The sequence below is a fragment of the Knoellia koreensis genome (assembly GCF_013041615.1).
Lineage (GTDB): Bacteria > Actinomycetota > Actinomycetes > Actinomycetales > Dermatophilaceae > Pedococcus > Pedococcus koreensis.
The window spans coordinates 42,661-65,776 of sequence record NZ_JABEPQ010000007.1; the positions used below are offsets into that span (position 1 = coordinate 42,661).

22 protein-coding genes are annotated in these 23,116 nt (G+C 70.7%); 13 read left to right on the plus strand and 9 right to left on the minus strand.

What is annotated here, in order from left to right:
• The first annotated feature begins 85 nt into the window (after positions 1-85).
• Both HJG52_RS19670 and HJG52_RS19675 read left to right on the plus strand, forming a co-directional pair.
• A complete protein-coding gene (locus HJG52_RS19670; RefSeq protein WP_171245344.1) occupies positions 86-2,215 on the plus strand; it encodes an NAD(+) synthase in 2,130 nt (709 codons plus the stop codon).
• A gap of 682 nt (positions 2,216-2,897) precedes the next feature.
• Positions 2,898-3,200 carry a hypothetical protein gene (locus tag HJG52_RS19675; RefSeq protein ID WP_171245345.1) on the plus strand — a complete coding sequence of 101 codons (303 nt, stop codon included), beginning with the start codon at positions 2,898-2,900 and terminating at the stop codon, positions 3,198-3,200.
• A 244-nt stretch (positions 3,201-3,444) separates the two neighbouring features.
• On the opposite strand, the gene HJG52_RS19680 is transcribed toward HJG52_RS19675, so the two are convergent.
• Positions 3,445-3,954, minus strand: coding sequence for a nucleoside deaminase (locus tag HJG52_RS19680; protein WP_171245346.1), 510 nt, complete (start codon positions 3,952-3,954; stop codon positions 3,445-3,447).
• Between the two features lie 152 nt (positions 3,955-4,106).
• On the opposite strand from HJG52_RS19680, the gene HJG52_RS19685 reads away from it, so the two are divergent.
• Positions 4,107-4,811 carry a hypothetical protein gene (locus HJG52_RS19685; protein WP_206071183.1) on the plus strand — a complete coding sequence of 235 codons (705 nt, stop codon included), beginning with the start codon at positions 4,107-4,109 and terminating at the stop codon, positions 4,809-4,811.
• Here the strand turns inward: HJG52_RS19685 and HJG52_RS19690 are convergent.
• Positions 4,727-5,452: an endonuclease/exonuclease/phosphatase family protein gene (locus HJG52_RS19690; RefSeq protein WP_171245347.1), complete on the minus strand. Its 726-nt coding sequence runs from the start codon at positions 5,450-5,452 to the stop codon at positions 4,727-4,729. The genes HJG52_RS19685 and HJG52_RS19690 overlap by 85 nt on opposite strands.
• Before the next feature lie 6 nt (positions 5,453-5,458).
• Positions 5,459-5,926, minus strand: a complete 468-nt coding sequence (gene soxR, locus HJG52_RS19695) for a redox-sensitive transcriptional activator SoxR (RefSeq protein WP_171245348.1) — start codon at positions 5,924-5,926, stop codon at positions 5,459-5,461.
• 108 nt (positions 5,927-6,034) lie between these two features.
• On the opposite strand from soxR, the gene HJG52_RS19700 reads away from it, so the two are divergent.
• Complete coding sequence (locus tag HJG52_RS19700; protein ID WP_171245349.1) at positions 6,035-6,553, plus strand: mycothiol transferase; 519 nt, start codon at positions 6,035-6,037, stop codon at positions 6,551-6,553.
• Here the strand turns inward: HJG52_RS19700 and HJG52_RS19705 are convergent.
• The gene (locus HJG52_RS19705; RefSeq protein ID WP_346767869.1) at positions 6,544-7,320 is read right to left on the minus strand and encodes a fructosamine kinase family protein; all 777 of its coding nucleotides are present in this window, start codon (positions 7,318-7,320) and stop codon (positions 6,544-6,546) included. The genes HJG52_RS19700 and HJG52_RS19705 overlap by 10 nt on opposite strands.
• 164 nt (positions 7,321-7,484) lie before the next feature.
• Here HJG52_RS19705 and HJG52_RS19710 point away from each other — a divergent pair, with 164 nt between their 5' ends.
• The 4 genes from HJG52_RS19710 to HJG52_RS19725 all read left to right on the plus strand — a co-directional run bounded on the left by HJG52_RS19710 (position 7,485) and on the right by HJG52_RS19725 (position 11,380).
• Complete coding sequence (locus HJG52_RS19710) at positions 7,485-8,639, plus strand: endonuclease (protein WP_171245351.1); 1,155 nt, start codon at positions 7,485-7,487, stop codon at positions 8,637-8,639.
• Between the two features lie 129 nt (positions 8,640-8,768).
• The gene (locus HJG52_RS19715) at positions 8,769-9,485 is read left to right on the plus strand and encodes a GAF and ANTAR domain-containing protein (RefSeq protein ID WP_171245352.1); all 717 of its coding nucleotides are present in this window, start codon (positions 8,769-8,771) and stop codon (positions 9,483-9,485) included.
• A gap of 86 nt (positions 9,486-9,571) precedes the next feature.
• Entirely contained in the window at positions 9,572-10,279 is a 708-nt protein-coding gene (locus tag HJG52_RS19720; RefSeq protein ID WP_171245353.1) for a DsbA family protein, read from the plus strand.
• A 9-nt stretch (positions 10,280-10,288) separates the two neighbouring features.
• A complete protein-coding gene (locus tag HJG52_RS19725) occupies positions 10,289-11,380 on the plus strand; it encodes an App1 family protein phosphatidate phosphatase (RefSeq protein ID WP_171245354.1) in 1,092 nt (363 codons plus the stop codon).
• Between the two features lie 7 nt (positions 11,381-11,387).
• Here the strand turns inward: HJG52_RS19725 and HJG52_RS19730 are convergent, their stop codons facing one another.
• The gene (locus HJG52_RS19730; protein WP_346767870.1) at positions 11,388-12,866 is read right to left on the minus strand and encodes an MFS transporter; all 1,479 of its coding nucleotides are present in this window, start codon (positions 12,864-12,866) and stop codon (positions 11,388-11,390) included.
• Between the two features lie 103 nt (positions 12,867-12,969).
• Here HJG52_RS19730 and HJG52_RS19735 point away from each other — a divergent pair, with 103 nt between their 5' ends.
• Positions 12,970-13,830 (plus strand): Fpg/Nei family DNA glycosylase, encoded by an 861-nt coding sequence (locus HJG52_RS19735; protein WP_171245355.1) that lies wholly within the window; start codon positions 12,970-12,972, stop codon positions 13,828-13,830.
• Between the two features lie 105 nt (positions 13,831-13,935).
• Here the strand turns inward: HJG52_RS19735 and HJG52_RS19740 are convergent, their stop codons facing one another.
• Positions 13,936-14,898, minus strand: a complete 963-nt coding sequence (locus HJG52_RS19740; RefSeq protein WP_171245356.1) for an aminoglycoside phosphotransferase family protein — start codon at positions 14,896-14,898, stop codon at positions 13,936-13,938.
• Positions 14,899-14,969: 71 nt separating this feature from the next.
• Here HJG52_RS19740 and HJG52_RS19745 point away from each other — a divergent pair, with 71 nt between their 5' ends.
• The gene (locus tag HJG52_RS19745) at positions 14,970-15,305 is read left to right on the plus strand and encodes a rhodanese-like domain-containing protein (protein ID WP_171245357.1); all 336 of its coding nucleotides are present in this window, start codon (positions 14,970-14,972) and stop codon (positions 15,303-15,305) included.
• A gap of 6 nt (positions 15,306-15,311) precedes the next feature.
• Positions 15,312-15,857, plus strand: a complete 546-nt coding sequence (locus tag HJG52_RS19750) for a DUF3806 domain-containing protein (RefSeq protein ID WP_171245358.1) — start codon at positions 15,312-15,314, stop codon at positions 15,855-15,857.
• 30 nt (positions 15,858-15,887) lie between these two features.
• Here HJG52_RS19750 and HJG52_RS19755 read toward each other — a convergent pair whose 3' ends face one another.
• Positions 15,888-17,108, minus strand: coding sequence for a tetratricopeptide repeat protein (locus HJG52_RS19755; protein ID WP_171245359.1), 1,221 nt, complete (start codon positions 17,106-17,108; stop codon positions 15,888-15,890).
• A gap of 156 nt (positions 17,109-17,264) precedes the next feature.
• Here HJG52_RS19755 and HJG52_RS19760 point away from each other — a divergent pair, with 156 nt between their 5' ends.
• Positions 17,265-18,563 (plus strand): ATP-binding protein, encoded by a 1,299-nt coding sequence (locus HJG52_RS19760; protein ID WP_240978289.1) that lies wholly within the window; start codon positions 17,265-17,267, stop codon positions 18,561-18,563.
• Between the two features lie 119 nt (positions 18,564-18,682).
• On the opposite strand, the gene HJG52_RS19765 is transcribed toward HJG52_RS19760, so the two are convergent.
• The gene (locus HJG52_RS19765) at positions 18,683-20,212 is read right to left on the minus strand and encodes a M20/M25/M40 family metallo-hydrolase (RefSeq protein ID WP_171245361.1); all 1,530 of its coding nucleotides are present in this window, start codon (positions 20,210-20,212) and stop codon (positions 18,683-18,685) included.
• A gap of 234 nt (positions 20,213-20,446) precedes the next feature.
• Here HJG52_RS19765 and HJG52_RS19770 point away from each other — a divergent pair, with 234 nt between their 5' ends.
• Positions 20,447-21,658 (plus strand): AAA family ATPase, encoded by a 1,212-nt coding sequence (locus tag HJG52_RS19770; protein ID WP_171245362.1) that lies wholly within the window; start codon positions 20,447-20,449, stop codon positions 21,656-21,658.
• Positions 21,659-21,674: 16 nt separating this feature from the next.
• On the opposite strand, the gene erm is transcribed toward HJG52_RS19770, so the two are convergent.
• Positions 21,675-22,469, minus strand: a complete 795-nt coding sequence (erm, locus tag HJG52_RS19775) for a 23S ribosomal RNA methyltransferase Erm (RefSeq protein WP_171245363.1) — start codon at positions 22,467-22,469, stop codon at positions 21,675-21,677.
• Positions 22,470-23,116: the final 647 nt, after the last annotated feature.

Below are 23,116 nucleotides of genomic sequence, written 5' to 3' on the forward strand. Positions count from 1 at the left end.
CGCGCTCCGGGCTGCCGAGGGCGCGGCATACTGCGCCGCTGGCATCCCGCGGGATGCGCGCGCGGACTCTGACAGACTCGGCCCCATGGACCAGCGGCGCTCGGCGCAGGACTTCGACAACGCCTACCGGCACGGCTTCGCGCGCGTCGCGGCGTGCACCTTCCCCGTCACCTCGGCCGACCCGGCCGCCAACGCGGAGGCGATCCTCGAGCAGGTACGGGAGCTGTCCGACGACGGTGTCGCCGTCGCTGTCTTCCCCGAGCTGAGCCTGTCCGGGTACGCGATCGACGACCTGCTCCTGCAGGACGTGCTGCTCGACGAGGTCGACGCCGCGATCGTCACGCTCGCCGAGGCCACGAAGAAGCTGCTGCCCCTGGTCGTCGTCGGTGCACCGATCCGCAGCGGCAGTCGCCTCTACAACTGCGCCGTCGTCATCCACCGCGGCGAGGTGCTCGGTGTGGCGCCCAAGGCCTACCTGCCCAACTACCGCGAGTTCTACGAGAAGCGGTGGTTCGCCGAGGGCGCCGACATCCGCGGCACCGTCATCACCCGCCCGCACTGGCCGGGCGCCGACGAGGACGGCGACATCCCGTTCGGCGTCGACCTCATCTTCCGGGCGGCGGACGTGCCCGACCTCGCCGTCCACGCCGAGGTCTGTGAGGACATGTGGGTCCCGGTGCCGCCGAGCGCCAAGGCCGCGCTCGCCGGGGCGACCGTGCTGCTCAACCTCTCCGCCTCACCCATCACGGTGGGCCGCGCCGAGGACCGGCACCTGCTCGCGCGCAGCGCGAGCGCGCGGTGCAACGCCGTCTATGCGTATGCCGCGGCGAGCCGGGGCGAGTCGACGACCGACCTGTCGTGGGACGGCATGACGATGGTCTACGAGCTGGGCGACCTGCTCGGCGAGACCGAGCGGTTCCCCGAGGCGGCGCAGGCCACCGTGGTCGACGTCGACCTGGATCGCTTGCGGCAGGAGCGAATTCGTCAGGGCTCGTTCGACGACAACCGGCGCGGCGAGTGGCTGGGCGATCCCGAGGGGGAGCTGTTCCGGGCGGTCGAGTTCACGTTGGCTCCGCCCACCGGCGACATCGGGCTGCGGCGCAAGGTCGACCGGTTCCCGTTCGTGCCCGACGACCCCGAGCGGCTCGCGCAGGACTGCTACGAGGCCTACAACATCCAGGTCTCCGGCCTCGAGCAGCGGCTGCGTGCCCTCACCACCGACACCTGGCAGCCCAAGATCGTCATCGGCGTCAGCGGTGGTCTCGACTCGACCCACGCGCTGATCGTCGCGGCCAAGGCGATGGACCGGCTGGGGCGACCGCGCACCGACATCCTCGGGTTCACCATGCCCGGCTTCGCCACCAGCGACACGACCAAGTCCAACGCCTGGGCGCTCATGCGCTCGCTCGGCATCACCGCCGAGGAGCTCGACATCAAGCCCGCCGCCACCCAGATGCTCAAGGGCCTCGGCCACCCCGCCGGCGAGGGCGAGGAGGTCTACGACGTCACCTTCGAGAACGTCCAGGCCGGGCTGCGCACCGACTACCTCTTCCGGATCGCCAACCAGCGCGGCGGCATCGTGCTCGGCACCGGCGACCTGTCCGAGCTGGCCCTCGGCTGGTGCACCTACGGCGTCGGCGACCAGATGTCGCACTACGGCGTCAACGCCGGCATCCCCAAGACGCTGATCCAGCACCTCATCCGCTGGGTCGTCAGCACCGGCCAGTTCACCGGCGCCGCCGGCAAGCCCGGCGAGGGCGACGTCAACGAGACGCTCACGGCGATCGTCGACCAGGAGATCAGCCCCGAGCTCGTGCCGGTGAAGGCCGGGGAGAAGATGCAGTCCAGCGAGGACGCCATCGGCCCCTACGCCCTGCAGGACTTCACGCTCTTCCACGTGCTGCGCCGCGGCTACCGGCCCAGCAAGATCGCCTTCCTCGCCCGGCACGCGTGGTCCGACGCCGAGGCCGGCGAGTGGCCGCCGGGTTACCCGGAAGCCCGCCGCACGGCATACGACCTCGCGACGATCCGGCACTGGGAGGAAGTCTTCCTCACCCGCTTCTTTGCCAACCAGTTCAAGCGGTCAGCGCTGCCCAACGGGCCGAAAGTCGTTGCGGGAGGGTCGCTTTCGCCGCGTGGGGACTGGCGTATGCCGTCCGACGTCAGCTCGCGCGCGTGGCTCGAGGAGCTGCGCAACAACGTCCCTAAGGAGTGAGTGACAGGCGCCTGGCGTGGCTTGGCCCTCTGATCGTGACATGTGTCATGGGTTCTCCATGACGCCCGTCGTGACTTTGTCAAAGGTTTTGTCAAGTCATCCCCGCAACGAAGCCGCGGCTGGACGACGAGCCGCTGCTGACGCGGCGCGTAAAGCGAGAGCTGTGCTGGTTCGAAATGCTGTTGCCGCCGAGTCGCAGAGCGATCGCAAGCGATACCCAGGTTGGGATTTCCAAGATCCTGCCGTGTTGGCGCATCAGACTCTGCGGCGTACCAGCGTTATCGCCACAGGCGTAGCGGGGGTGGGAGACGCCCTTCCCATAGCGTGCGGCTCGTCTGCGGTGGCTGACGGTCCCATTGGGGCCGCCTGCGCTGCCGGCGTCCTTGAGTCGACATCGTTCGCGGGCGCTGTGGGAGGTGTGACAGACCTCGTCGACCAGGGTTTGGGCGAAGTGACTGGGGTGGGCCAAGGCTGGAATAACGGGGCCCGCGATCGCGGACATGTTCGGCGGATCCACAGCTGGCGCGAGCCTGGTCACCGCCCGTGCAGCTCGTGGAGTTGAGCTAGTTCATGAAGAGCAACAGCTCGAACCAGTAGGATCTGGAACGTTCAGTGGCTCTCTTGACTTGAAGCTCTCTTGCCTGGAGCAGCACGTTCTCGAGTATCTGGGATAACGCCTGGAATGGTTGACAAGGACGTGAACGACCCGCGCTATGAATACGTGCGTAAGTCATGGCTTGCATCAGGGCGACGCGCACTGCGGTTCTTTGTGGGGGCGGGCCTCTACCTTGCGGTGAGTTTCGGCGCGATCGGTCTCTACAAGATGGGGGTCGTATTTCGAACGACGGATTCTCTCGCGTGGTTTGAAATGGCCAGTACGGCTATTCTTATCGTCGCCTGGGTGGTGCTTGAGGTGGCCGTCTTCTTCCGCATGCGGCGGGACTTTCGTTACCTCCGTCAGGCTCGATCTCGCGGCGACAATTAGGCGGTGTCACCCTGCCATTCGACCGTGGCTATTCGTTGGTCTCTTTCGCCTGCCCGGCGCGGCCGGCGCAACGGCAAAATTCTTCCACGAGGGTGAGGAAAGCTAAACGCTGGTCGATGGGGCGAGAACCGCCTGTATATGTCGGCGCAGGTTGGGGTCAGATCGCTTGGGACCGGCGGTTCAGCAAGTACGACGTAGCCCTTGACCGGCGGACGGCGGGGTGCAAACACGAGGGAGTGCGCGGTCAGGGAAGGGTGTCGAGCGTGACCGCGGCCCTGACGGCGCGCAGCCGCCGGTGCAGCTCGCGGACCTCGTCGGCCAGCTCGGGCGCAGGCCCGTCGACGATGATCCCCGGCGCGACGACGTTCACCGGCAGCGGTGCCACCGGTGCCGGGCCGACGCCCCACTCGCGCAGCCAGCCGACGAACTGCTCGGTCGACACGGCATACACGATGCGACCGATCCCGACCCAGCCGTTGGCGGCCGCACACATGGGGCAGTGCTCGCCGGACGTGTAGAGCGTTGCGGCAGAACGCTCCTCGGCGCTCAGCAGCTCGGCCGCGCGACGCGCAAGGTCGAACTCGGGGTGCCGCGTCGCGTCGGCCAGGCTCGTCTCGCGGTTGCGGTCCTCGGCCACGCGCCGGCCGTCGTGGACCAGCACCGACCCGAACGGCTCGTCACCGGCATCGAGGGCCTCGCGCGCCAGCTCGACGCAGCGACGCAGGTGGGCGAGGTCGTCCTCGGTGAGCGCCATGCAGACAGCGTATGCCGCGTGGTCACCGCGGCGGGGGCGTCGGAGGCGGCGGGCAAGAGGTGGCGCCACGCCGGGCCACGGCGCATAGTGGAAGCAGGTCATCGTCGGCTCCGGACACCCGGCCCGGTGCCCGACCTGAGTTGGGAGCAGCCATGTCGCCGTCCGCCACCACCGTCACCCCAGACCTGGTCCCGGTCCTGTCCGCGGGCAAGCACCGCAACCCGCGCAAGGGTGCCTGCTTCATGGAGATGGCGTCGTTCCTGGCCGGCGAGAAGTGGAGCGACCGACCCAAGTGCACCCACCCGCTGCTCGCGTCGATGGCCCGCCTCGTCAACGACGCACTCACCGACGAGGAGCGGTCGCGGATCGTCATGCTCGTGCCCGAGGTCGTCGGACTCACCGGTGACGCCCTCGAGATCGACGTGGCCCTGTCGGTGCGCGCTGCCGCCACGGCGTTGCCCGTCGTGTCGGCGACCCGGCAGAACGTCCTGGCCGTCGGCCTGCTGACGTCGCTGCGGATGATGGACTCGCTCGAGCGCGACCGTCCCGACCTGCGTGACCGGGCGCTCGCCGCGTTCGCGTCGGCCCCCGAGGCGACCGCCTGGGCCCGGCGCTACATCCGCGACGCGCGAGTTCGCGAGCGCGTCTTCCGTCGGCAGACGGCGCCCCACATCGTGGCGTATGCCGTGGAGGGCATCGCCGTGGCGTGCGTCGACCACCCGGCGGACCGGCTCGTCGAGCTGCTCACCGGCGCGATCGGCGAGGTGCGCGATCAGGTGCGCCCGAGCTCCACGACGACGCGCAGCGCGCTGTGGTCGGAGGCGACGGAGTCGATGATCTCGGCCGTCCGCGCCTGAAGCCCACCACCCAGCCAGATGTAGTCGATCCGCCGCGGCGGGGGCTCGGCCGTGAACGTGGCGCCCGGTCCGGCGCCAACGCCCGCCCAGGCGTCATCGAGGTGTGTCGCGAGGAGCCGGTGGGTGGGTGACCCCGGCTCGGTGTTGAAGTCGCCCAGCAGGATCGTGGGCCGCTGGTCCAGGCCGGCGACGATCGCCTCGGCCTGCGCAAGCCGTTCGTCCTCGCGGTCCCACTGCAGGTGCGTGCCGAGCACCCGCACCGGGGTGCCGTCGACCTGCACCTCGGCCTCGAGGACCCCACGCTGCTCGCTTCCGTCGAAGCAGGGCAGGTGACGAATTCCCTTGTCCACCAAGCCGATCCGCGACAACAGCGCGGTCCCGTACTGGGCTCGTTCACCGGAGGGTGCCACGGGCTCGTCGTCGAGGCACGCGGCATACGCGAGCTCCATGCCGAGGCGCCGGGCGAGGTACCCGGCCTGGTCGACGTGGCCGGTGAGCTCGCGTCGGTGACGGTCGACCTCCTGCAGGGCCACGAGGTCGGCGCCACTGGCGCGCACGACGTCGACGATGCGGTCGAGGTCGAGTGCGTCGTCCATCCCGATGCCGCCGTGGATGTTGTAGGTGAGGCAGGTGAGGGGCATCGGACGTCACCTCATCTGCCGACGCAGGAGCCGGGGCAGGTATGCCGCGCCGGGCGCGTCATCGCTGTCGGCCGCCTCGTCGCCGGGGTTGGAGATGCCGCACTGCTTGAGCGACAGGCAGCCGCACCCGATGCATGAGTCGAGCTTGTCGCGCAGGGCTTGGAGGGCGGCGACCTGTTCGTCGAGCCGGCCGCGCCAGTCCACCGAGATGCGGTGCCAGTCGGACTTGGTGGGGGTGCGACCGCGGGGAAGCTCGGCGAGCTCGAGCCGGATCTCCTCGAGGGTGAGGCCGACGTTGCTGGCGGCGCGGATGAACGCGAGGCGGCGCAGCACGCTGCGCTGGTAGCGGCGCTGGCCGCCGGTCGTGCGGCTGGCCTCGATGAGCCCCTCGCGCTCGTAGTAGCGCAGCGCCGACGCGGCGAACCCGCTGCGGGCCGCCACCTGCGACACGGTGAGGACGTCGGTGCCGTCCAACGGGTCTCCCTTTCACCCGAGCCAAACTTGCAGTTCGCTTCAAGTATCCACCGGCGTCGGCGCCGATCGGCGCAGGCGGCGGGTGCGCACCCGGCATACAGTCGAACCATGACTCTCGGTGAGCTGCTGGTCGACTCCTTCACCCGCATCCGCGACGGCGCCCACGACGTCGTCGAGGGACTCACGCCCCAGCAGCTCGCGACCCGGCCCACACCGCGGGCCAACTCGATCGCGTGGCTCGTCTGGCACCTCACCCGGGTGCAGGACGACCACATCGCCGACGTCGCCGGGCACGAGCAGGTGTGGACGGCCGACGGCTGGGCGGACCGGTTCGGGCTGCCGTTCGACGCCGCCGAGACCGGCTACGGGATGAGCGCCGACGAGGTGGGCCAGGTGACCGGGCTGACCGCGGAGCAGCTGACCGGCTACCTCGACGCCGTGCACGACAAGACGGTCGCCTACGTGCGCGACCTCTCCGGCGACGACCTGGGTCGCGTCGTCGACGAGCGCTGGGACCCGCCCGTCACCCTGGGCGTGCGCCTCGTGAGCATCGTGAACGACGACCAGCAGCACGTCGGCCAGGCGGCTTTCGTGCGAGGGCTCATCGAGGACGGCGCTCAGCGGTAGCGCTTGGCCGCGGCCATGGCCCGCGCCGGGTAGTCGCCGCCGAACAGCACGGCGTGGACGAGCAGCGGGTGCAGCTGGTGCAGCGCCACCCGGGCCGGCCACTCCGCGTCGAGCCGGTGCTGCTCGAGGTACCCACCGATGACGAAATCCCAATGGGGGCAACCGAAGAGCGAGAGCATCGCCAGGTCGGTCTCCCGGTGGCCACCGTGGGCAGCCGGGTCGATGAGAACCGCGCCGTCGGCGGTCCACAGGACGTTGCCGGACCACAGGTCACCGTGGATGCGGGCGGGCGAGCTGCCGTCGTCGAACTCGCCCCGGGAGACGCGCCGGGCCACCGCCTCCACCAGGTGCACGTCATGCCGGTGGAAGACGCCCCGGTCGACGCCGAGGGCGAGGGTCGGCAGGAGCCGCTGGTTCGCGTAGAACTCGCCCCAGGACGAGGTCGGCTGCAGCGGCAGCGGGAGGAGCTCGGACACCGGCCCGAGGTAGCCGTCGCCCGACCAGCCCGGCGGTGCCACGCCGAACGCGGAGGCGCCCGCGTCGTGGACCCGCGCCAGCCCGGCCCCGAACGCCTCCGCCATCCCGGGGTCGGGGTTGACGAAGCTCAGCCGGCGCAGGTCGAGGTGGTCCTCGCCGACCTCGAGCACCTCGGCGACCCGAGCGCCGCCAGGGGCGTCGGCGAGCCACGCCAGCCCGGCGGCCTCCCACCGGAAGTACCCGGGTGGGGCCGTCGCGCTGCCCTTGCGGAAGACCGCGTCATCGGTCACCGCAGCAGGGTATGTGTCCGGCGCCCCTGCGTGCGCCGGCGGCCGCTGCGGGTGACCACGCGGCATATCCGGCCGCCTCGTCATGCGAAGTCTTTGCCAAGCCCTGCCGCTGGCCTTACCCGCGGTAAACCGCTGGTATGCCGGGTGGCTGGCACGGTGGCCGCATGCAGGGATACGTCGGGGTGCGTACGCGCCTGGCCGCGTTCGCGGCGCTCGTCCTCATCGCGGTCGGCGCGGCCTCCGCCCGGCCTGCCGCAGCCGCGACACCACTCACGGTCGCCCAGGCGATCGCGACCCAGAACGGGTCGGTCCAGACCGTGCGCGGCTACATCGTCGGCGAACCGGTGGCCACGAACACGGTCAACCGCAGCGGCTTCACCGCCGACTACGCCATCGCCCTGGCCGACACTGCGTCCGAGACCGCCACCTCGCGGATGCTGTACGTGCAGCTCACCACCCAGTGGCGCGCGGCGTGGGGCCTGAAGTCCAACCCCGGCAACCTCGGCAAGCAGGTCGACGTCACCGGGGCGCTGGGCGCCTACTTCTCGCACCCGGGACAGAAGTCGCCGACCGCCATCGCGGCCTCCGGCGGCGGGTCGACCGAGCCCCCGCCCAGCGGTGGCGGCCCCTACGACGACACCTACTACAAGGATGCGATCGGCAAGAGCGGCAACGCACTTCGCACCTCGCTGCACACGATCATCAAGCAGCAGCGCGTCCTCACCTACGACCAGGTGTGGGATGCGTTGAAGGACACCGACCAGGACCCGGCGAACAGCAACAACGTCATCGAGATCTACTCGGGCCGCTCGATCGCCAAGAGCGACAACGGTGGCGGCGTCGACCAGTGGAACCGGGAGCACGTCTGGGCCAAGAGCCACGGCGACTTCGGCACGGTCAACGGCCCCGGCACCGACGTGCACCACCTGCGGCCCGAGGACGTCACCGTCAACGCCGACCGCGGCAACCTCGACTTCGACAACGGTGGCTCCGCGGTCAACCAGTGCCCCGACTGCTGGCGCGACGGCGACTCGTTCGAGCCGCGCGACGCGGTGAAGGGTGACGTCGCCCGAATGATCCTCTACATGGCCATCCGCTACGAGGGTGACGACGGCTGGCCGAACCTCGAGCCCAACGAGTCGGTGAACAACGGGTCGGCACCCGCGATCGGCAAGCTGAGCGTCCTCAAGGCCTGGAACGCGGCCGACCCGCCGGATGCCTTCGAGCAGCGGCGCAACCAGCGCATCTACGACCAGTGGCAGGGCAACCGCAACCCCTTCATCGACCACCCCGAGTGGGTGACGTCGATCTGGCCCTGAGGGCCCCACACACGTCCGGTCGGTCGCCGCCGCGTCCTCCGGTGTCGGCGACCGACCGGACCTCCACCCATTCCGAGGATTTCGGGTCTTCGCCCCGGCACGGTGACCTGCGGAGTTACAGTGGCGGGCATGGATCTGGACACGCCGCTCGCACGGCTCATGGACGCGCTGCGCGGCAACCTCGAGGACCTCGACCAGCTGTCCCCGTACCTCGAGACCCTCGTGCAGGCGGTGAACTCCAACATCGACGGCTGCGACGCCGTGGGCGTCACGGTGGTGATGGAGGACCGGCCGCGCACCGCGGCATACACCACCGCGGGCACCCTCGAGATCGACGCGGTGCAGTATGCCGTGGGCGACGGACCGTGCCTCGACGCCTTCCGCAACCGGCGGGCGAACCTCGTCAGCTTTGCCCGCGGCGAGGAGCGCTGGCCCGCGTTCATGGACGCCTGCGACCCCGGTGACGTGCAGACCCTCTACGCCCTGCCGCTGGTCAGCGGTGACCGGTGCTACGGCGCGCTCAACCTCTACGCCTACGCCGCCGACGCGTTCGACGGCCTCGAGATGGGCGTCGTCGAGCTCGCGGCGAGCCGCGCGGCGGACGCGATCGCGGCCGGTGTGGAGCTGTCCGGTGCACGCGCTGTCGCGGGTCAGATGGAGCAGGCCATGGCGAGCCGGGCCGTCATCGAGCAGGCCAAGGGCGTGCTCATGGCGCGGCACGGCATCAACGAGAAGGTCGCGTTCGAGCTGCTGCGCCGCCAGTCCCAGGAGCAGAACCTCAAGGTGCGCCTCCTGGCCGCTCAGCTGGTTGCCGAGGCCCAATCCTCCCGTTCTGCGGCGATGTGAGCTAGTCTCTCCCCCACCTGAAGCAACCGGGTAGGCCGCAAGGCCACCCGGTTGCTTTTTTGTGTCCGCGCGTCTCGGAGGTGTCCATGTCTCGTGGTGACCTGCCCCATGGCAGTGCTTCCCCTGACCGGGTGCACTTCTGTTGCTATGCCTCGCCTGCGTCCGGGCGTCCTTCGCTGTGCGACCACGGGCAGCTGCTCGGCCACGCCACCCGTTCGGGTTGGCAGCTGCGGGCGGCGCGGGCCGCTGCCGAGGCGGAGGCCGGTGTCGAGCCGCACCGACCCGAGCTGTTCGACGGCTCCACCCTGCTCGTCTACGTCGTCGACCTCTACGACCCGCGGGCCCGTGACTACCAGCCGTCGGTGAACGCCGTCCTGCGCGAGGCCGTGCCGCCGGTCGACGTCGAGGTCGTGCAGTCGGGGCGCTACGCGTCGCTGGCGGCCGCCGCAGGGCTCATCGCCCTGCTGGCCACCGACCACGAGGACCCGGGCGCCGTGCTCGACGCGGTGCAGGACGAGTTCTTCGTCGCCGGCCGCGCCCTCGACGAGCCCGGGGTGCTGGCGGCGGTGTCGGACCGGCTGGGTGTCGACGGGGAGGCGGTCGAGCTGTTCGCCACGAGCGAGCGCGCGCTGGAGCTCGCGCGTGAGGACGTGGCGCTCGCCAAGGAGCTCGACGCGCGCGGCGGACCCGTGCTGCTCGCGAGCCGTGGACAGCGGCTGTTCGAGTTCGACGGGCCGGGTGCCTCCGGCCAGCGACTGGTCGACCAGTTCAGGACTGTGCTCGAGAGGTCATAGGGTCTGTCCATGGCCCGACCGCATGCAGCCGCGATCGTGGAGGACGCCTGGCACCGCCGGGTGGACGCCGTCCTGCGTGGACGGGGGTGGCAACCCCGGCTCGTCGCGCACACGGGGTACGGCTCGCCCCAGTTCGCCCGGGTGCTGGGACGGGTCCTGTTGTCCCGGCGAGGTGAGCGGGGCGCGCGCGCCGACGCGGGGGCGCCGACGCGTCAGCTGCGTTCGGCCGAGGACGAGCGCCGTGGATGGCGCGCGTTCATCACCGCGCCGGCCATGAACGTGCCCGTCACCGTCACCCTGGGCCGGGCCCAGGTGCACACCCGCTCGGACCGCAGCGGCTACATCGACATCAAGGTCAAGGACCACGGGCTGCCTCCCGGCTGGGCCGAGGCGACGATCAGCTCGATGGGGGCGACACCGGTGCAGGCTGCGGTGTTCCTCGTCGGGGACGACGAGACCTTCGGCATCGTCAGCGACATCGACGACACGGTCATCTCGACCTCGCTGCCCCGGCCGATGATCGCCGCGTGGAACACCTTCGTGAAGAGCGAGAACGCCCGCCACGTCGTGCCAGGCATGGCGACGATGTACCGCGAGCTGCTCACCGCGCACCCCGGTGCGCCGATGGTCTACGTGTCGACGGGGGCCTGGAACACCGCACCGACGCTGACCCGGTTCCTGCGCCGCCACGGCTACCCGGCGGGTCCGTTGCTCCTGACCGACTGGGGCCCGACCAACACCGGGTGGTTCCGCAGCGGCCAGGACCACAAGCGGGCCTGCCTGCACCGCCTGGCCAACGAGTTCCCCCACATCCGCTGGGTGCTCGTGGGCGACGACGGCCAGCACGACCCCAAGATCTACGGCGACTTCGCCCTCCAGCGCCCCGACGCGGTCGAGGCGATCGCCATCCGCGAGCTCACCCCCTCCGAGCAGGTGCTGTCGCACGGCATACCCGTGTCGTTGGAAGAGTTCACCCCCGCGCGCGACCGGCGGGAGAAGGACGTGCCCGTATGCCGTGCGGGCGACGGGTACGGACTGGTGCGTCTGCTGCGAGTCGCCTTGCGGCACAAGGGAACCAAGCAGGTGCCGTCGCCCGAGTGACCTCGAGTCAGCGGGCCGGTGGCTGGGGGTGTGCCTGGGCCTGCGGAGCGGGCGCGCACTCCGGTTGGCGGGGCCGCAGGCCGAGCGCGGTGAGCGCTGCGCCGCCGACGAGCAGGGCAGCGCACACGAGCATCGCGAGCCGGTAGGCCGGCGCCATCGAGTCGGGCTGGGCGTAGTCGGAGCCGCTGAGGCCGACGAGCGGGGGTAGTGCCGCGACGGCGAGCAGGCCGGCGGTGCGGGACACGGCATTGTTGACGCCGCTGGCGATGCCGGCGAGCTCGTCCGGGGCGGCGGCGAGGACGGTGCCGGTGAGCGGTGCGACGAGCATCGAGAGTCCCAGGCCCATGAGGAGGGTGCCGGGCAGGATGTTGACGACGAACGACGGGTCCCGTGGCGCGAGCGCGAGCAGGGTGAATCCCGCTGCGGCGACAAGGGTTCCGCCCACCATGTAGCGGCTCGGGCCGTGCTTTGTGGCGAGCGTGCCGAACCGGCTGGCGAGGGCGAGCATCATCGCGGAGACCGGCAGGGTCGCTGCCCCCGCCGCCAGCGCCGACCACCCGGCCACCGTCTGGAGGAAGAGCACGAGGAACAGCATCGACGCGGACAGCCCGGCATAGACGAGGAGGGTCACGAGGTTGATCGTGGTGAAGACGCGGTCGCGGAAGAGGCTGGGCGGCACCATGGCGTGGGGCGAGCGGCGTTCGACCAGCACGAAGCCGACCGCGGCGAGGACGGCCGCCACCCCGGCGCCGAGCGCGACGGGTCCCGGGTTGTCCGGCGCCACGGTCAGGGCGTAGGTGAGTCCAGCCAGTGCGACGACCGCGAGGATGACGCCCGCGACGTCGAATCCCTTCACTGCGGCGGGATTTCGTGACTCCGGGACGACGGTCAGGGTGAGTGCGACGACGGCGATGCACAAGGGCACGTTGATCCAGAACGCCCAGGTCCAGTCGATCGCGACGAGCCACCCACCGACGAGTGGGCCGCTGGCCGTGGCCACCCCGAGCAGCCCGGTCCACGCACCGATGGCGGCCATCCGGTCCTTCGGGCGGAGGGACGCCTGCAGGATGGCGAGGCTGCCGGGCACGAGCAGGGCCGCGAAGACGCCCTGCACGATGCGCGCCCCGACGAGCGCGCCGATGGTGGGGGAGAGGGCGCACGCGATCGACGACAGCCCGAAACCACCGACCCCGATGGCGTAGATCCGCGCCCGGCCGTACCTGTCGCCGAGCGAACCGCCGAGGAGGATCAGCGCCGACAGGGTGAGGGCGTAGCCGTTGACCACCCACTGGAGACCGGCGAGGTCGGCGTCGAGGTCCTTCCCGATCGTGGGCAGCGCGACGTTGACGACCGTGCCGTCGAGCAGGGCGATGCTCGAGCCGAGGATGGTCGTCGCGAGGACCAGGCGGCCCCGGTGGCTGCCCATCGTCAGCAGCTCGTCGGCGTGGCCCTGTGCCTGTCCCGTGGTCTCACCCGGCGTCGTCACCAGCCCATCATGCAACCTGGGCGCATCCCGGGTGGGTCAGGTTGCACGGTGGCCGCACCCTGACCCCCTATAGGGCGCCCGGGTTGCGTGACAGGATGGGCGCGTGCCGGAGCTGCCCGAGGTCCAGGCGCTCGTCGACTTCCTCGGCGAGCGGGTCGTCGGGCTGGCCGTGACCAGGGTCGAGCTCGGGTCGTTCTCGGTGCTCAAGACCTTCGACCCGCCACCGCAGGCGCTCGAGGGCGTGCCGGTCGACTCGGTGTCGCGGCACGGCAAGTTCGTCGACCTCGACTGCGACGGCGTCCACCTCGTCTTCCACCTGGCCCGCGCCGGCTGGTTGCGCTGGTCGGACGCAATGCCGAACACCGTCCTGCGCCCGGGCAAGTCACCGATCGCGTTGCGGGTGCGCTTCTCCGACGGGTCAGGCTTCGACCTCACCGAGGCGGGCACGAAGAAGCGGCTCGCGGCATACCTCGTCCGTGACCCGAAGGACGTGCCCGGCATCGCGACGCTCGGTCCCGACCCGCTCGCCGAGGAGTTCACCCGCGACGCGTTTGCTGCGCTGCTCAAGGGAAGGCGCTCGCAGATCAAGGGGCTGCTGCGCGACCAGGGCTTCATCGCCGGCATCGGCAACGCCTACTCCGACGAGATCCTGCACGCCGCGAAGATGTCGCCGTTCGCGATGGCCTCCAGCCTCGACGACGAGGCGGTCGACCGGTTGTATGCCGCGTTGCGCGAGACGCTGACGGGCGCCGTCGCTGCCGCGTCGGGCAAGCCCGCGGCCGAGCTCAAGGACGCCAAGCGGGCCGGGATGCGGGTGCACGGGCGGACGGGTGAGAAGTGCCCGGTCTGTGGTGACGTGGTGCGTGAGGTGTCGTTCGCCGACTCCTCGCTCCAGTACTGCGCGACCTGCCAGACCGGCGGCAAGCCCTTGGCCGACCGCCGCATGTCGCGGCTGCTCAAGTAGCCCCGAGGCACCCCCAGCACCCCAGGACACCGCCCGTCGGTAAGTCACCCAAATGGAAGATCGTTGACGTCAACCATCGTCCAATTGGGTGACTTACCGACGGGGTCAGGCGGTCGGGGCCAGCAGCATCGCCGAGTCGAGGAACGTCTCGGCCGTCTCGTCGTCGCGGAACCAGCGCAGGTACAGACCGGTGGTCACCCGCTCGACGAACGCCCACTGCCGCACCCGCTGCACGTCCGTGCCGGTTGCCGTGGCCGCCTGCTCGCACAGCCCGTCGTGCCAGTCACGGGCACTGGATGCGTCACGGGTGAGCAGCTCACGGCTGAAGTCGCGCAGGGTGACCCCCACGTCGTACTCCGCCTCGCACCCGAAGCCGTCCGGGTCGACGAACTTGAATCGCGGGATTCCGTTGGACTGCAACGCATTTCCCTGGTGCGGGTCGCCATGGCACCAGACGACGGGTATGCCGCCCCGGCTGGCGGACAGGTGCCGCGCCAGCTCGTCGGCCCGGTCGAGCGCAGGCCCCCATCGCTCGGCGTCGTCCGGTCTGCGGAACCGCCGCACGATGCCGGAGAGCTGGTCAGCCTTGTCGAGCAGTGCGCCGCCCGCGCCCGTTGCCACCGACTGTGCAGGGGACGAGAGCGGCACCTCCCAGGCCAGCCGCAGCGCCGCTGCCAGGTGGTCGAGCTGCGCCCCCGGCGGCAGGCGCCTCGAGGCCAGGCTCGGCCCGAGCCGTTCCATCAGCACGGCGCCGCGCTCCACGTCCGCAGCCAGCACCTCGGCATACCCACGACCAGCGGCGGCGGTGAGGGTGGCTACCTGGGCTGCCAGCGCCGCTCCCGGCCGGTCGATCTTGAGGACCGCCGGCTCGCCGGCCGCCTCGACCGCGATGACCGGGGCGCCGATGCCCTCGGTGTAGACGTCGCCGAGCACCAGCGACCACTGCGTCGCCACGTCGTGCAGCAGCCCGGTCAGCCCGTCGAGGACGCCCGACAGCGCCGGGTGGTCGCCCACCCGATCCCGGGTCGCGGCGACCACGCGCTCGATCGCGGCGTCCCGGCTCCTCACGCCGGTCCACTTTGCCCCCATCGCCGCGGGCACGCACCGCATTTCCCGGTGCGATGACCCCGGGTGGCACGATGGGACGCATGAGCATTCCGCAGCTACCGGTCGACCAGGTCGCCGATGACGCCGTCATCCTCGACGTCCGTGAGCAGGACGAGTGGGACGCCGGGCACGCACCCGGCGCGGTGCACATCCCGCTCGGCGACCTGCCCGCCCGGCTCGCCGAGCTGCCCGACCCGGACGCCGGCACCCTCGCCGTCACCTGTCGCGGCGGCGGTCGCTCGTCCCGCGCGGTGGCCTGGCTGACCCAGCAGGGTTATGACGTCGCCAACCTCGACGGCGGCATGAAGGCGTGGCAGGCCGCGGGCAAGCCGCTCGTGGCCGACCAGGGCGAGCCGGACGTCAAGTAGGTCGTCATGGCCTGGTTCGGGCGCAAGGGACGCGACGCCGACCCACCGTCGGAGGACGAGTCCGGCTCGTGGGGTGAGGACGCCGGTGCCGCGTCCGCCGCCGCCGGGTCGAAGCTGGTCGCGGGCGAGGACCTCCTCGAGCCCGTGGTCGAACCCCTCGGATCCGACGAGCGGCGCCGTATCAGCGACGGGCTGGAGGCGCTCGCCGCCGAAGGCGTCGACGTCGACGACCTCGCCTCGATCGGCGCAGGGCTCGACGCGGCATACCGGGCGTGGAGGGCGGCCGAGCAGTCGAGTTCGGCGGCCGACGACCACGCGGCCATCGTCGAGCGCTACGCGATCGGCATCGGGGAGTACCTCGACCGGCACACCGATCTCGACTGGCAGGTCGTGACCGACGTGTTCGGCACCGACCTCGCGCTGACCGAGGGTTTCCGGGGCGCGTTCGTCGTCGTGCCGCACAACCTCGTCGCGGGTCGGTGGATGCGCGGTGAGACCGGGTGGGTGCCGGCCGTCGTCGGCCACATGGTCAATCGCCGCAGCCGTCGCTGAGCGGCGAGGCAAGGGCGAATACCCTTGGTATCAAGCGAAATTCGTGTACCAGAGCATGGCGATCCCGGTCACGATGAGCCCGACTGACAGGGGCATTCCCGCCCCGAGGCCCAGCGCGGTCGTCACGACGGCCCCGATCCCGAGCAGGCCGCCCACGGCCTGCAGCCACACGGTGAGCCGCCGCCGCGCCTGCAGCACGGTGTGCGAGTGACCGGCGGCGACCGACCACAGGCTCAGCCCGATCGCCACGAGGTACCAGTCACCCGAGTGTGTGACGACACCTGCGACAGCACAGGAGACAGCGGCGGCAAAGAAGGCCAGGAACGTGTACGTCGCCAGCCGCGTCGCGCGCGGCAGCAGGTTGCGCGTGTAGCGCCGCAGCAGCAGAGTCGCGTTCATCAGGGGCTCGATGGTCCACGACACCACCAAGATCCCGTACACGAGCACGAGCAGCACTCGCGCCCAGAGGTGGTCGTCGAACGGCCGCAGGACCTTGGTGGCGATGAACGGCGCGAACCACACCAGCCAGCGGTGGCCGCCGGACAGTCCGGAGTACCAGTCGCCGTAGCGCAGCATCAGCCCGTAGAGCGGGTTGCGCGACTTGATGGCGACCGCCATGCCTTCGCGATACTCCGCATCGGTCGGGTCGAGCCGCATCGCCTGCTGGTGGGCGCCGACCGCGTCGCGGCCCCCACCCTTGCGCAGCGACAGCAGGCCGCGGAGGCGGTGGGCCTCGGCGTTGTCGGGGTCGAGGGCAAGGGCTTCACCCACGAACCGGGCCGCGTCGTCGAATTGACGTGAGTTGAATGCCGCGGCGCCCTGGAGGGCAGCCACCTCCGAGTCCTCGGGGTCGAGTGACCGGGCACGCTCCAGGCTGGAGGCCGCTTCCTGTGGCCGGTCCATGGCAATCAGGATCGCGCCCTCCTGGCGGTGCAGGAAGGCGAGCTGTGGCGCGAGCTCGAGACCGCGGCGCACCGCGCCCATCGCAGCCGCGTACTCCTTGAGGCCGCCGTGGGCGGAGGCGAGCATCGACAGGGCGCCCACATGGTCGGGTTCGGTGCGTAGGGCCTCGCGGGCAGCGTCGCGGGCGTCGGAGAACCGGCCCTGGCCGTGCAGCGCGTGGGCCAGCCCGACGTGGTGGTCGGCCTCGTCGGGCGCCTCGGCCAAGGCCTCACGAAAGAAGCCCTCTGCCTCCTTTGCCCGACCGAGCTGGAGCATCGCGTGGCCACGCCTTGCGTTCGTGTCGCCCACGGTCGCCCCCTCCGGTGTCGGTGCGGCGCAGTCGCGCCGGTCGCGCGCACACGCTAACGGAGCGATGGCTCCCTCGTCCCGGCTTCAGGCCAAGGTCGGGTCCGGCGAATGCCGCCCCGGAGGCACACCTGCTCGGGTACCGTTCCCAGCGTGTCGATGGACCCGGTGATCGAGGCCCTGCGTGCGTCGTTGACCGCGGATCCGGACAACCACGACGTGCGGGCTCATCTCGCCCGGCTCCTGCTCGACTCCGGACGTCCCGACGAGGCGCTCGCGGAGGCGACGACGGTCCTGGCCGCCCGCCCGGCAGACGTGCCCGTGCTGCGGGTCGCGGCGGCAGCCGCGACGGCTACAGGGCACGGCGACCGCGCCGCGGCATACCGGCGCCTGGCCGACGCCCTCGGCGACGAGCCGCTGGCACCCGAGCCGGTGTCAGGGGAGTCCGACGCGGGCCACGCAACGGGTGACGACAGCCCACCGCGCGAAGACGGCCCGGCCTACGCGATGGCCGTGCCGGACACGGCAGCCGAGCTGCTGGCCGACTGGGCCGACGCCGACGCGCTCGCCGAGCCCGAGCTCGGCACCCTCGGGGTCGCCGGGGTGACCCTGGCCGACGTGGGCGGGCTCGCCGATGTCAAGCGCCGGCTCGAGCTGTCGTTCCTCACGCCGATGCGCAACCCCGAGCTGCGGATGCAGTTCGGCAAGTCCCTGCGTGGCGGTCTGCTGCTCTGGGGCCCGCCGGGGTGCGGCAAGACGTTCATCGCCCGGGCACTGGCCGGCGAGCTCGGCGCGAGCTTCTACGAGGTCGGGCTGTCCGACGTGCTCGACATGTACATCGGCAGCAGCGAGCGCAACCTGCGCAGCATCTTCGACGCGGCCCGCCGCAACCGTCCGTGCCTGCTGTTCTTCGACGAGATCGACGCCCTCGGCCAGAAGCGCGCCCAGCTGCGCGGCAACTCGGCCATGCGGGGCGTCGTCAACCAGATGCTCTCCGAGCTCGACGGTGCCTCCACCGACAACGACGGTCTCTTCGTCCTCGCCGCAAGCAACCACCCGTGGGACATCGACTCCGCGCTCCTGCGGCCGGGGCGCTTCGACCGTACGGTCCTCGTCCTGCCGCCGGACGCCGAGGCGCGGCTGTCGATCCTGCGCTACCACCTGCGCGGCCGACCCGCCGATCCGCTCGACCTCGACAAGCTCGCCAAGGCCACCGACGGGCTCTCCGGCGCCGACCTCGCGCTCGTGTGCGAGCAGGCCACCGAGGCCGCGATGGAGGAGTCGATGCGGGCCGGCCAGGTGCGTCCCATCACACAGCAGCAGCTCGTTGACGCCGTGCGGTCGGTGCGTCCCTCGATCCACGAGTGGATGGAGACCGCGCGCAACTACGCCCTCTACAGCAACGAGACGGGCGCCTACGACGAGCTCGTCGCCTACCTCAAGAAGCGACGCCGCTGACCGCAGGTCGCGGTCGCCCGAATCACCCTGTCCTGCAAGGTGATTGACGACCGAGGTATGCCGCGTGGTCGCGGCGACCACGCGGCATACCTGACGCTCTTGCCCGGCGCGGGTAACGCTCAGGCGCGGAACCGGTCGAACACGCGCTCCATGAAGTCGGTGCCCTTGGCGAGGGCCTCGACGAAGATGCGTTCGTCGTTGCCGTGCATGCCGATCAGCTGGTCGTTGTCGATGACGTAGGGATAGACGCCATAGCCGGGGATGCCCCGCTCGCGCCACGGCCCGAGGCTCGTGCCTGCCTCGAACAACGCCGGTGAGAAGACCGCGCCGGGGTAGGTCTGGACCGCCGCCTGGGAGATGGCCCGGTAGAGCGGGGTGTTGGTGTCGGCCGGCTTGGTGGCCCAGCGGGCGTCGAGCTGGTCGAGGTAGTCGGCCTCACTGGTGCCCTCTGGAGCCACGAGGACCACGTCGATGTCGCGGTCGGACAGCTTGCGCCGCAACGACTTCAGGAAGTCGCGCGGCTTCTCCCCGCCGGGGATGCCGCGGCAGTTGACCCGCACGGTGGCCTCGCTGGGGATGACGTTCTCCTTGTAGCCCGCCTTCTCGATGACATACGCGGTGGTGGTGCGCAGGAGGGCGCTGTGGAGGTAGGGGTAGTCGGAGAGCTTGACGACCAACGCCGCGGCGCGTTCGAGCGAGCGTTGGCTGTGGGCCTTGAGCATCAAGCGGATTGCCTTGGCGAAGGCACGGTCGTCGGTGGCACGGCCGAGGGCCTCGAAGTACTGGCGGGTGACGCTGGTGAGGTGCACCGGAGCCTTCCAGTCGCCGATCTCGGCCACGGCTCGAGAGAGCCCGACGATGGCCGAGTCGGGAATGGGCTTGGAGGAGTGGGTGGCCGTGCCGCGGGCGGTGAGATCGAGGTTGAAGTAGACCTTGTCCTGGCGGGTGACGGTGATGAGCATCGGTGTCGTGCGGTCACTCTGGGCGAGGAACCAGCCGCCCTCGGTGAGTACCATCCCGGCGTCGAGCTTGTCCCAGTGCTGCTTGGCGAGCCAGCCCGAGCCGTAGCTGCCCGCCTCCTCGTCGCAGTCGGTGAGGACGATGATGTCGCGCTCGAACTTGGCGCCGCGGGAGACGTGGCGCAGCAGCGCGGCGATGCTAGCGGCGTTGGCGCCCTTCATGTCCAGCGCGCCGCGGCCGTAGACCTCGCCGCCCTTGACGGTGCCGGCGAACGGGTCGACGCTCCAGTTCTCGCGCTCGACGGGGACGACGTCGGAGTGGCCGAGCAGGAGCAGGGGCGCGGCCGAGGTGGTGCCCTTGATGCGGGCGACGAGGTGGACGTTGTCGGGCTGCGGCGTCGGGATGATCTCGGCGGGGACGCCCGCGGCGTCCCAGACCGACTTGAGCCACTCGGCGTGGGCGCGGGTCTTGCCGCCCTGGCCGAAGTTCTGGGTGTCGAAGCCGAGCATCTTCTGCAGCAGCGACAACGGGCTGGGCGGCGCGAAGCTGACGGCGCGAGTGGTCGTGGTCGTGGTGACGGCGGTGCTGGCGTCGGCGCGCAGTGCGGTGGCGCCGGCACCGGCGACGGCGATCGCGCCGCTGCCGGCGAGGAAGGCGCGTCGGTCGACCGTCGGGAAGGTGGGGGGCATCCTGTTCCTCCTGGTGTGCAAGCGGGTTGGTCCTTGTCACGTTCGTCCGAAATGTCCTGGGCCGCGCGGCGAATCCGGGTCACCGGTGGGGCCGGTCGACGAGTGGTATGCCGCGTGGTCCCGACGGTCCCACCGGCGCGGCCAGCGGTTGCCGGGGTGCGTCGTCGATCGGACACGATTCCCACGTATCGCGAAATCTCGGAGAATCGCTATAAACCGGCATACGCTGCGATCGTGGACCCGATCAGGAACCCCTATGCCCCCGGTGCCGGTCAGCGCCCGCCCGAGCTGGCGGGGCGCGACGACCAGCTCGATGCGTTCGACGTGGTGCTCGAGCGGGTGGCGCGCGGGCGCCCCGAGCGGTCGGTCGTGCTCACCGGCCTGCGGGGCGTGGGCAAGACGGTGCTGCTCAACGCCTTGCGCTCGGCGGCGGTTCGGGCGCGGTGGGGGACCGGCAAGCTCGAGGCTCGCCCTGAGCAGACGTTGCGGCGTCCGTTGGCGGCGGCCCTGCACGTCGCGGTGCGCGAGCTCGGGCACCCGGCCGGCGACCAGGTGGACCACGTGCTGGGCGTGATCAAGGGGTTCGCGCAGCGCGAGGCCGGGGCCGGGGTGAAGCTGCGGGACAAGTGGAACCCCGGCATCGACGCGGCCGTGGTCGTGGGTCGTGCGGACTCCGGCGACATCGAGATCGACCTCGTCGAGCTGCTGACCGACGTCGGTGGGCTCGCCGCCGACGTCGGCCGCGGGGTGGGGGTGTTCATTGACGAGATGCAGGACCTCGGTCCGGACGACGTGTCGGCGCTGTGCGCGGCGTGCCACGAGATCTCGCAGTCGGGGCTGCCGGTGATCGTCGTGGGGGCTGGGCTGCCCCACCTGCCCGCAGTGCTGTCGGCATCGAAGTCGTACAGCGAGCGGCTGTTCCGCTACCAACGCATCGACCGGCTCGGGCGGTCGGAGGCCGACCGGGCGCTCGTCGCCCCGGCGTCGGACGAGGACGCGTCGTTCACGCCGGAGGCGTTGGAGGCGATGTATGCCGCGACCGCCGGCTACCCGTACTTCATCCAGGCGTACGGCAAGGTGGCGTGGGACGTGGCCCCGCGCTCACCGATCACCGCGGACGACGTGGCGGTGGCGGCGCCGGAGGCCGAGGCGGAGCTCGGGGTCGGGTTCTTCGGGTCCCGGTACGAGCGGGCGACTCCGGCCGAGCGCGAGTACCTGCGGGCCATGGCCGATGCCGCCCTGGCCGCGGTCGACGCCGGCGAGGACGTCGACGAGATCGAGTCGGTGCCGACCTCGGAGGTGGCGCGCATCCTGGGCAAGAAGCCGCAGTCCCTTTCTCCTGCAAGGGATGCGCTGCTCAAGAAGGGTCTGATCTACTCGGGGGAGCGCGGCCGGATCGCGTTCACCGTGCCGCACTTCGGCCGCTACCTGCGCTCTCAGTCCTGAGCCGGGTGACAGGAGGTCATCGCCTGCCTCTGCCCGGCGGGGAGGCTCGGGTGGTCTTGAACAGGTCGACCCACGCTGACCGGCCCATGGAGCCGGGCAGGGCGTGGGGAGAGAGCCCGTGGGATCGCAGCCAGTCGGTTGCATGCCGCGGTGAGCCGAGGGTGGTGGTGCGCGAGAGGACCTGCCCCAGGCCTCGTCCCGAGCCGGTGTAGACCCGGTGCACCAAGGCTTGGAACTTGCGGCGGTCTTGCTGCGACACAAGGGGATTTGCCTGACGTCGGATCATCATCAGGCCACCGTCGACGCCCGGCCGCGGCGTGAACGCACGGGCGGGCACGCGGCATATCAGGTCGAAGTCAAACCATGGCGCCCACTGGGCGGTCATCATCGTGGAGGCGCCCACGCCGGCTCGCCGGCGCGCAACTTCCCACTGCACCAACAGGATCGCTTCAGTCCAGGCAGGCCCGTGCAGGATCCGGCGCAGGATCGCGGTGGTCTGGTGGAAGGGCAGGTTGCCCACGATCACGTGCGACGTGGTGGGGAGCCGAAAGTCGAGGAAGTCCCCATGCCTGATGGTGACTGCTCGTCCTAGCTCGCGGTGCAGCCGAGCGGCGAGGCGGGCATCGACCTCGACAGCTGTCAGGGGTCGACCCAGGCGGATGAGGTCACGGGTGATGGCCCCACGGCCGGGCCCGATCTCGATGATCGGACCGTCGGTGGTGCGGACCAGGTCGACGATCTGGCGGATCGTGGTGCGGTCCGTCAGGAAATTCTGGCCGTGCTCGTGTCGGCCGTGGTGATGGGTTGGCACTGCTTCGCTCCGTGGTCGGTTCGGAGCCGGGCATGACGAAGACGCCGCCCGGCGGGGACTCCGGGGACGGGGAGCGTCACGAAGGAGTGCTGCTCGCCGCCGTCAGCGGCTGCGCAGGCGCAGCGAGGCAGTGCCGAGAACCAACATGCCGGCGAGCGTACGCGAGGTCCGCTGGGTATGGCAGCAGGTTTTGCGCCTCGCGGGCACGACAGGCTGCTAAAGCCGCGGTCTCAGAAGGTGACCGTCTCGGCCGGCGTCGGCACCTCGATGCGGTAACAGAAACCGCGAACTTCCTTGACCAGCAACGGAACTGGCGCGAGGTGAAGGTTGGGCTTCCACGGGCTGAGCCAGGAGGCGCATTCTGCGTGGCTAGTTGCCCGCCGCCCGTGCTTCGCGACTGTGCCGACCGCCGTCACGGCCTGAGTCAGAAGGGTGGTTCGTCGTAGACGGGTTCGGGTGGTCGGCTGTCGTAGTGGACGGTGTATGCCGGGTGGGCCAGCTCGATGAGGCTTTCGTAGTGGAGCTCGAGGTGCGTCTGAGTAAATGCACCAGTTGGCGGTTGAAATACCCAGCCAGGAGGCGGTGCTCATGGGTGATCCTGGCGGTGTTCTCGGCGGGTGGCAAGTCGGGCACGCCGGGCGTTGTCG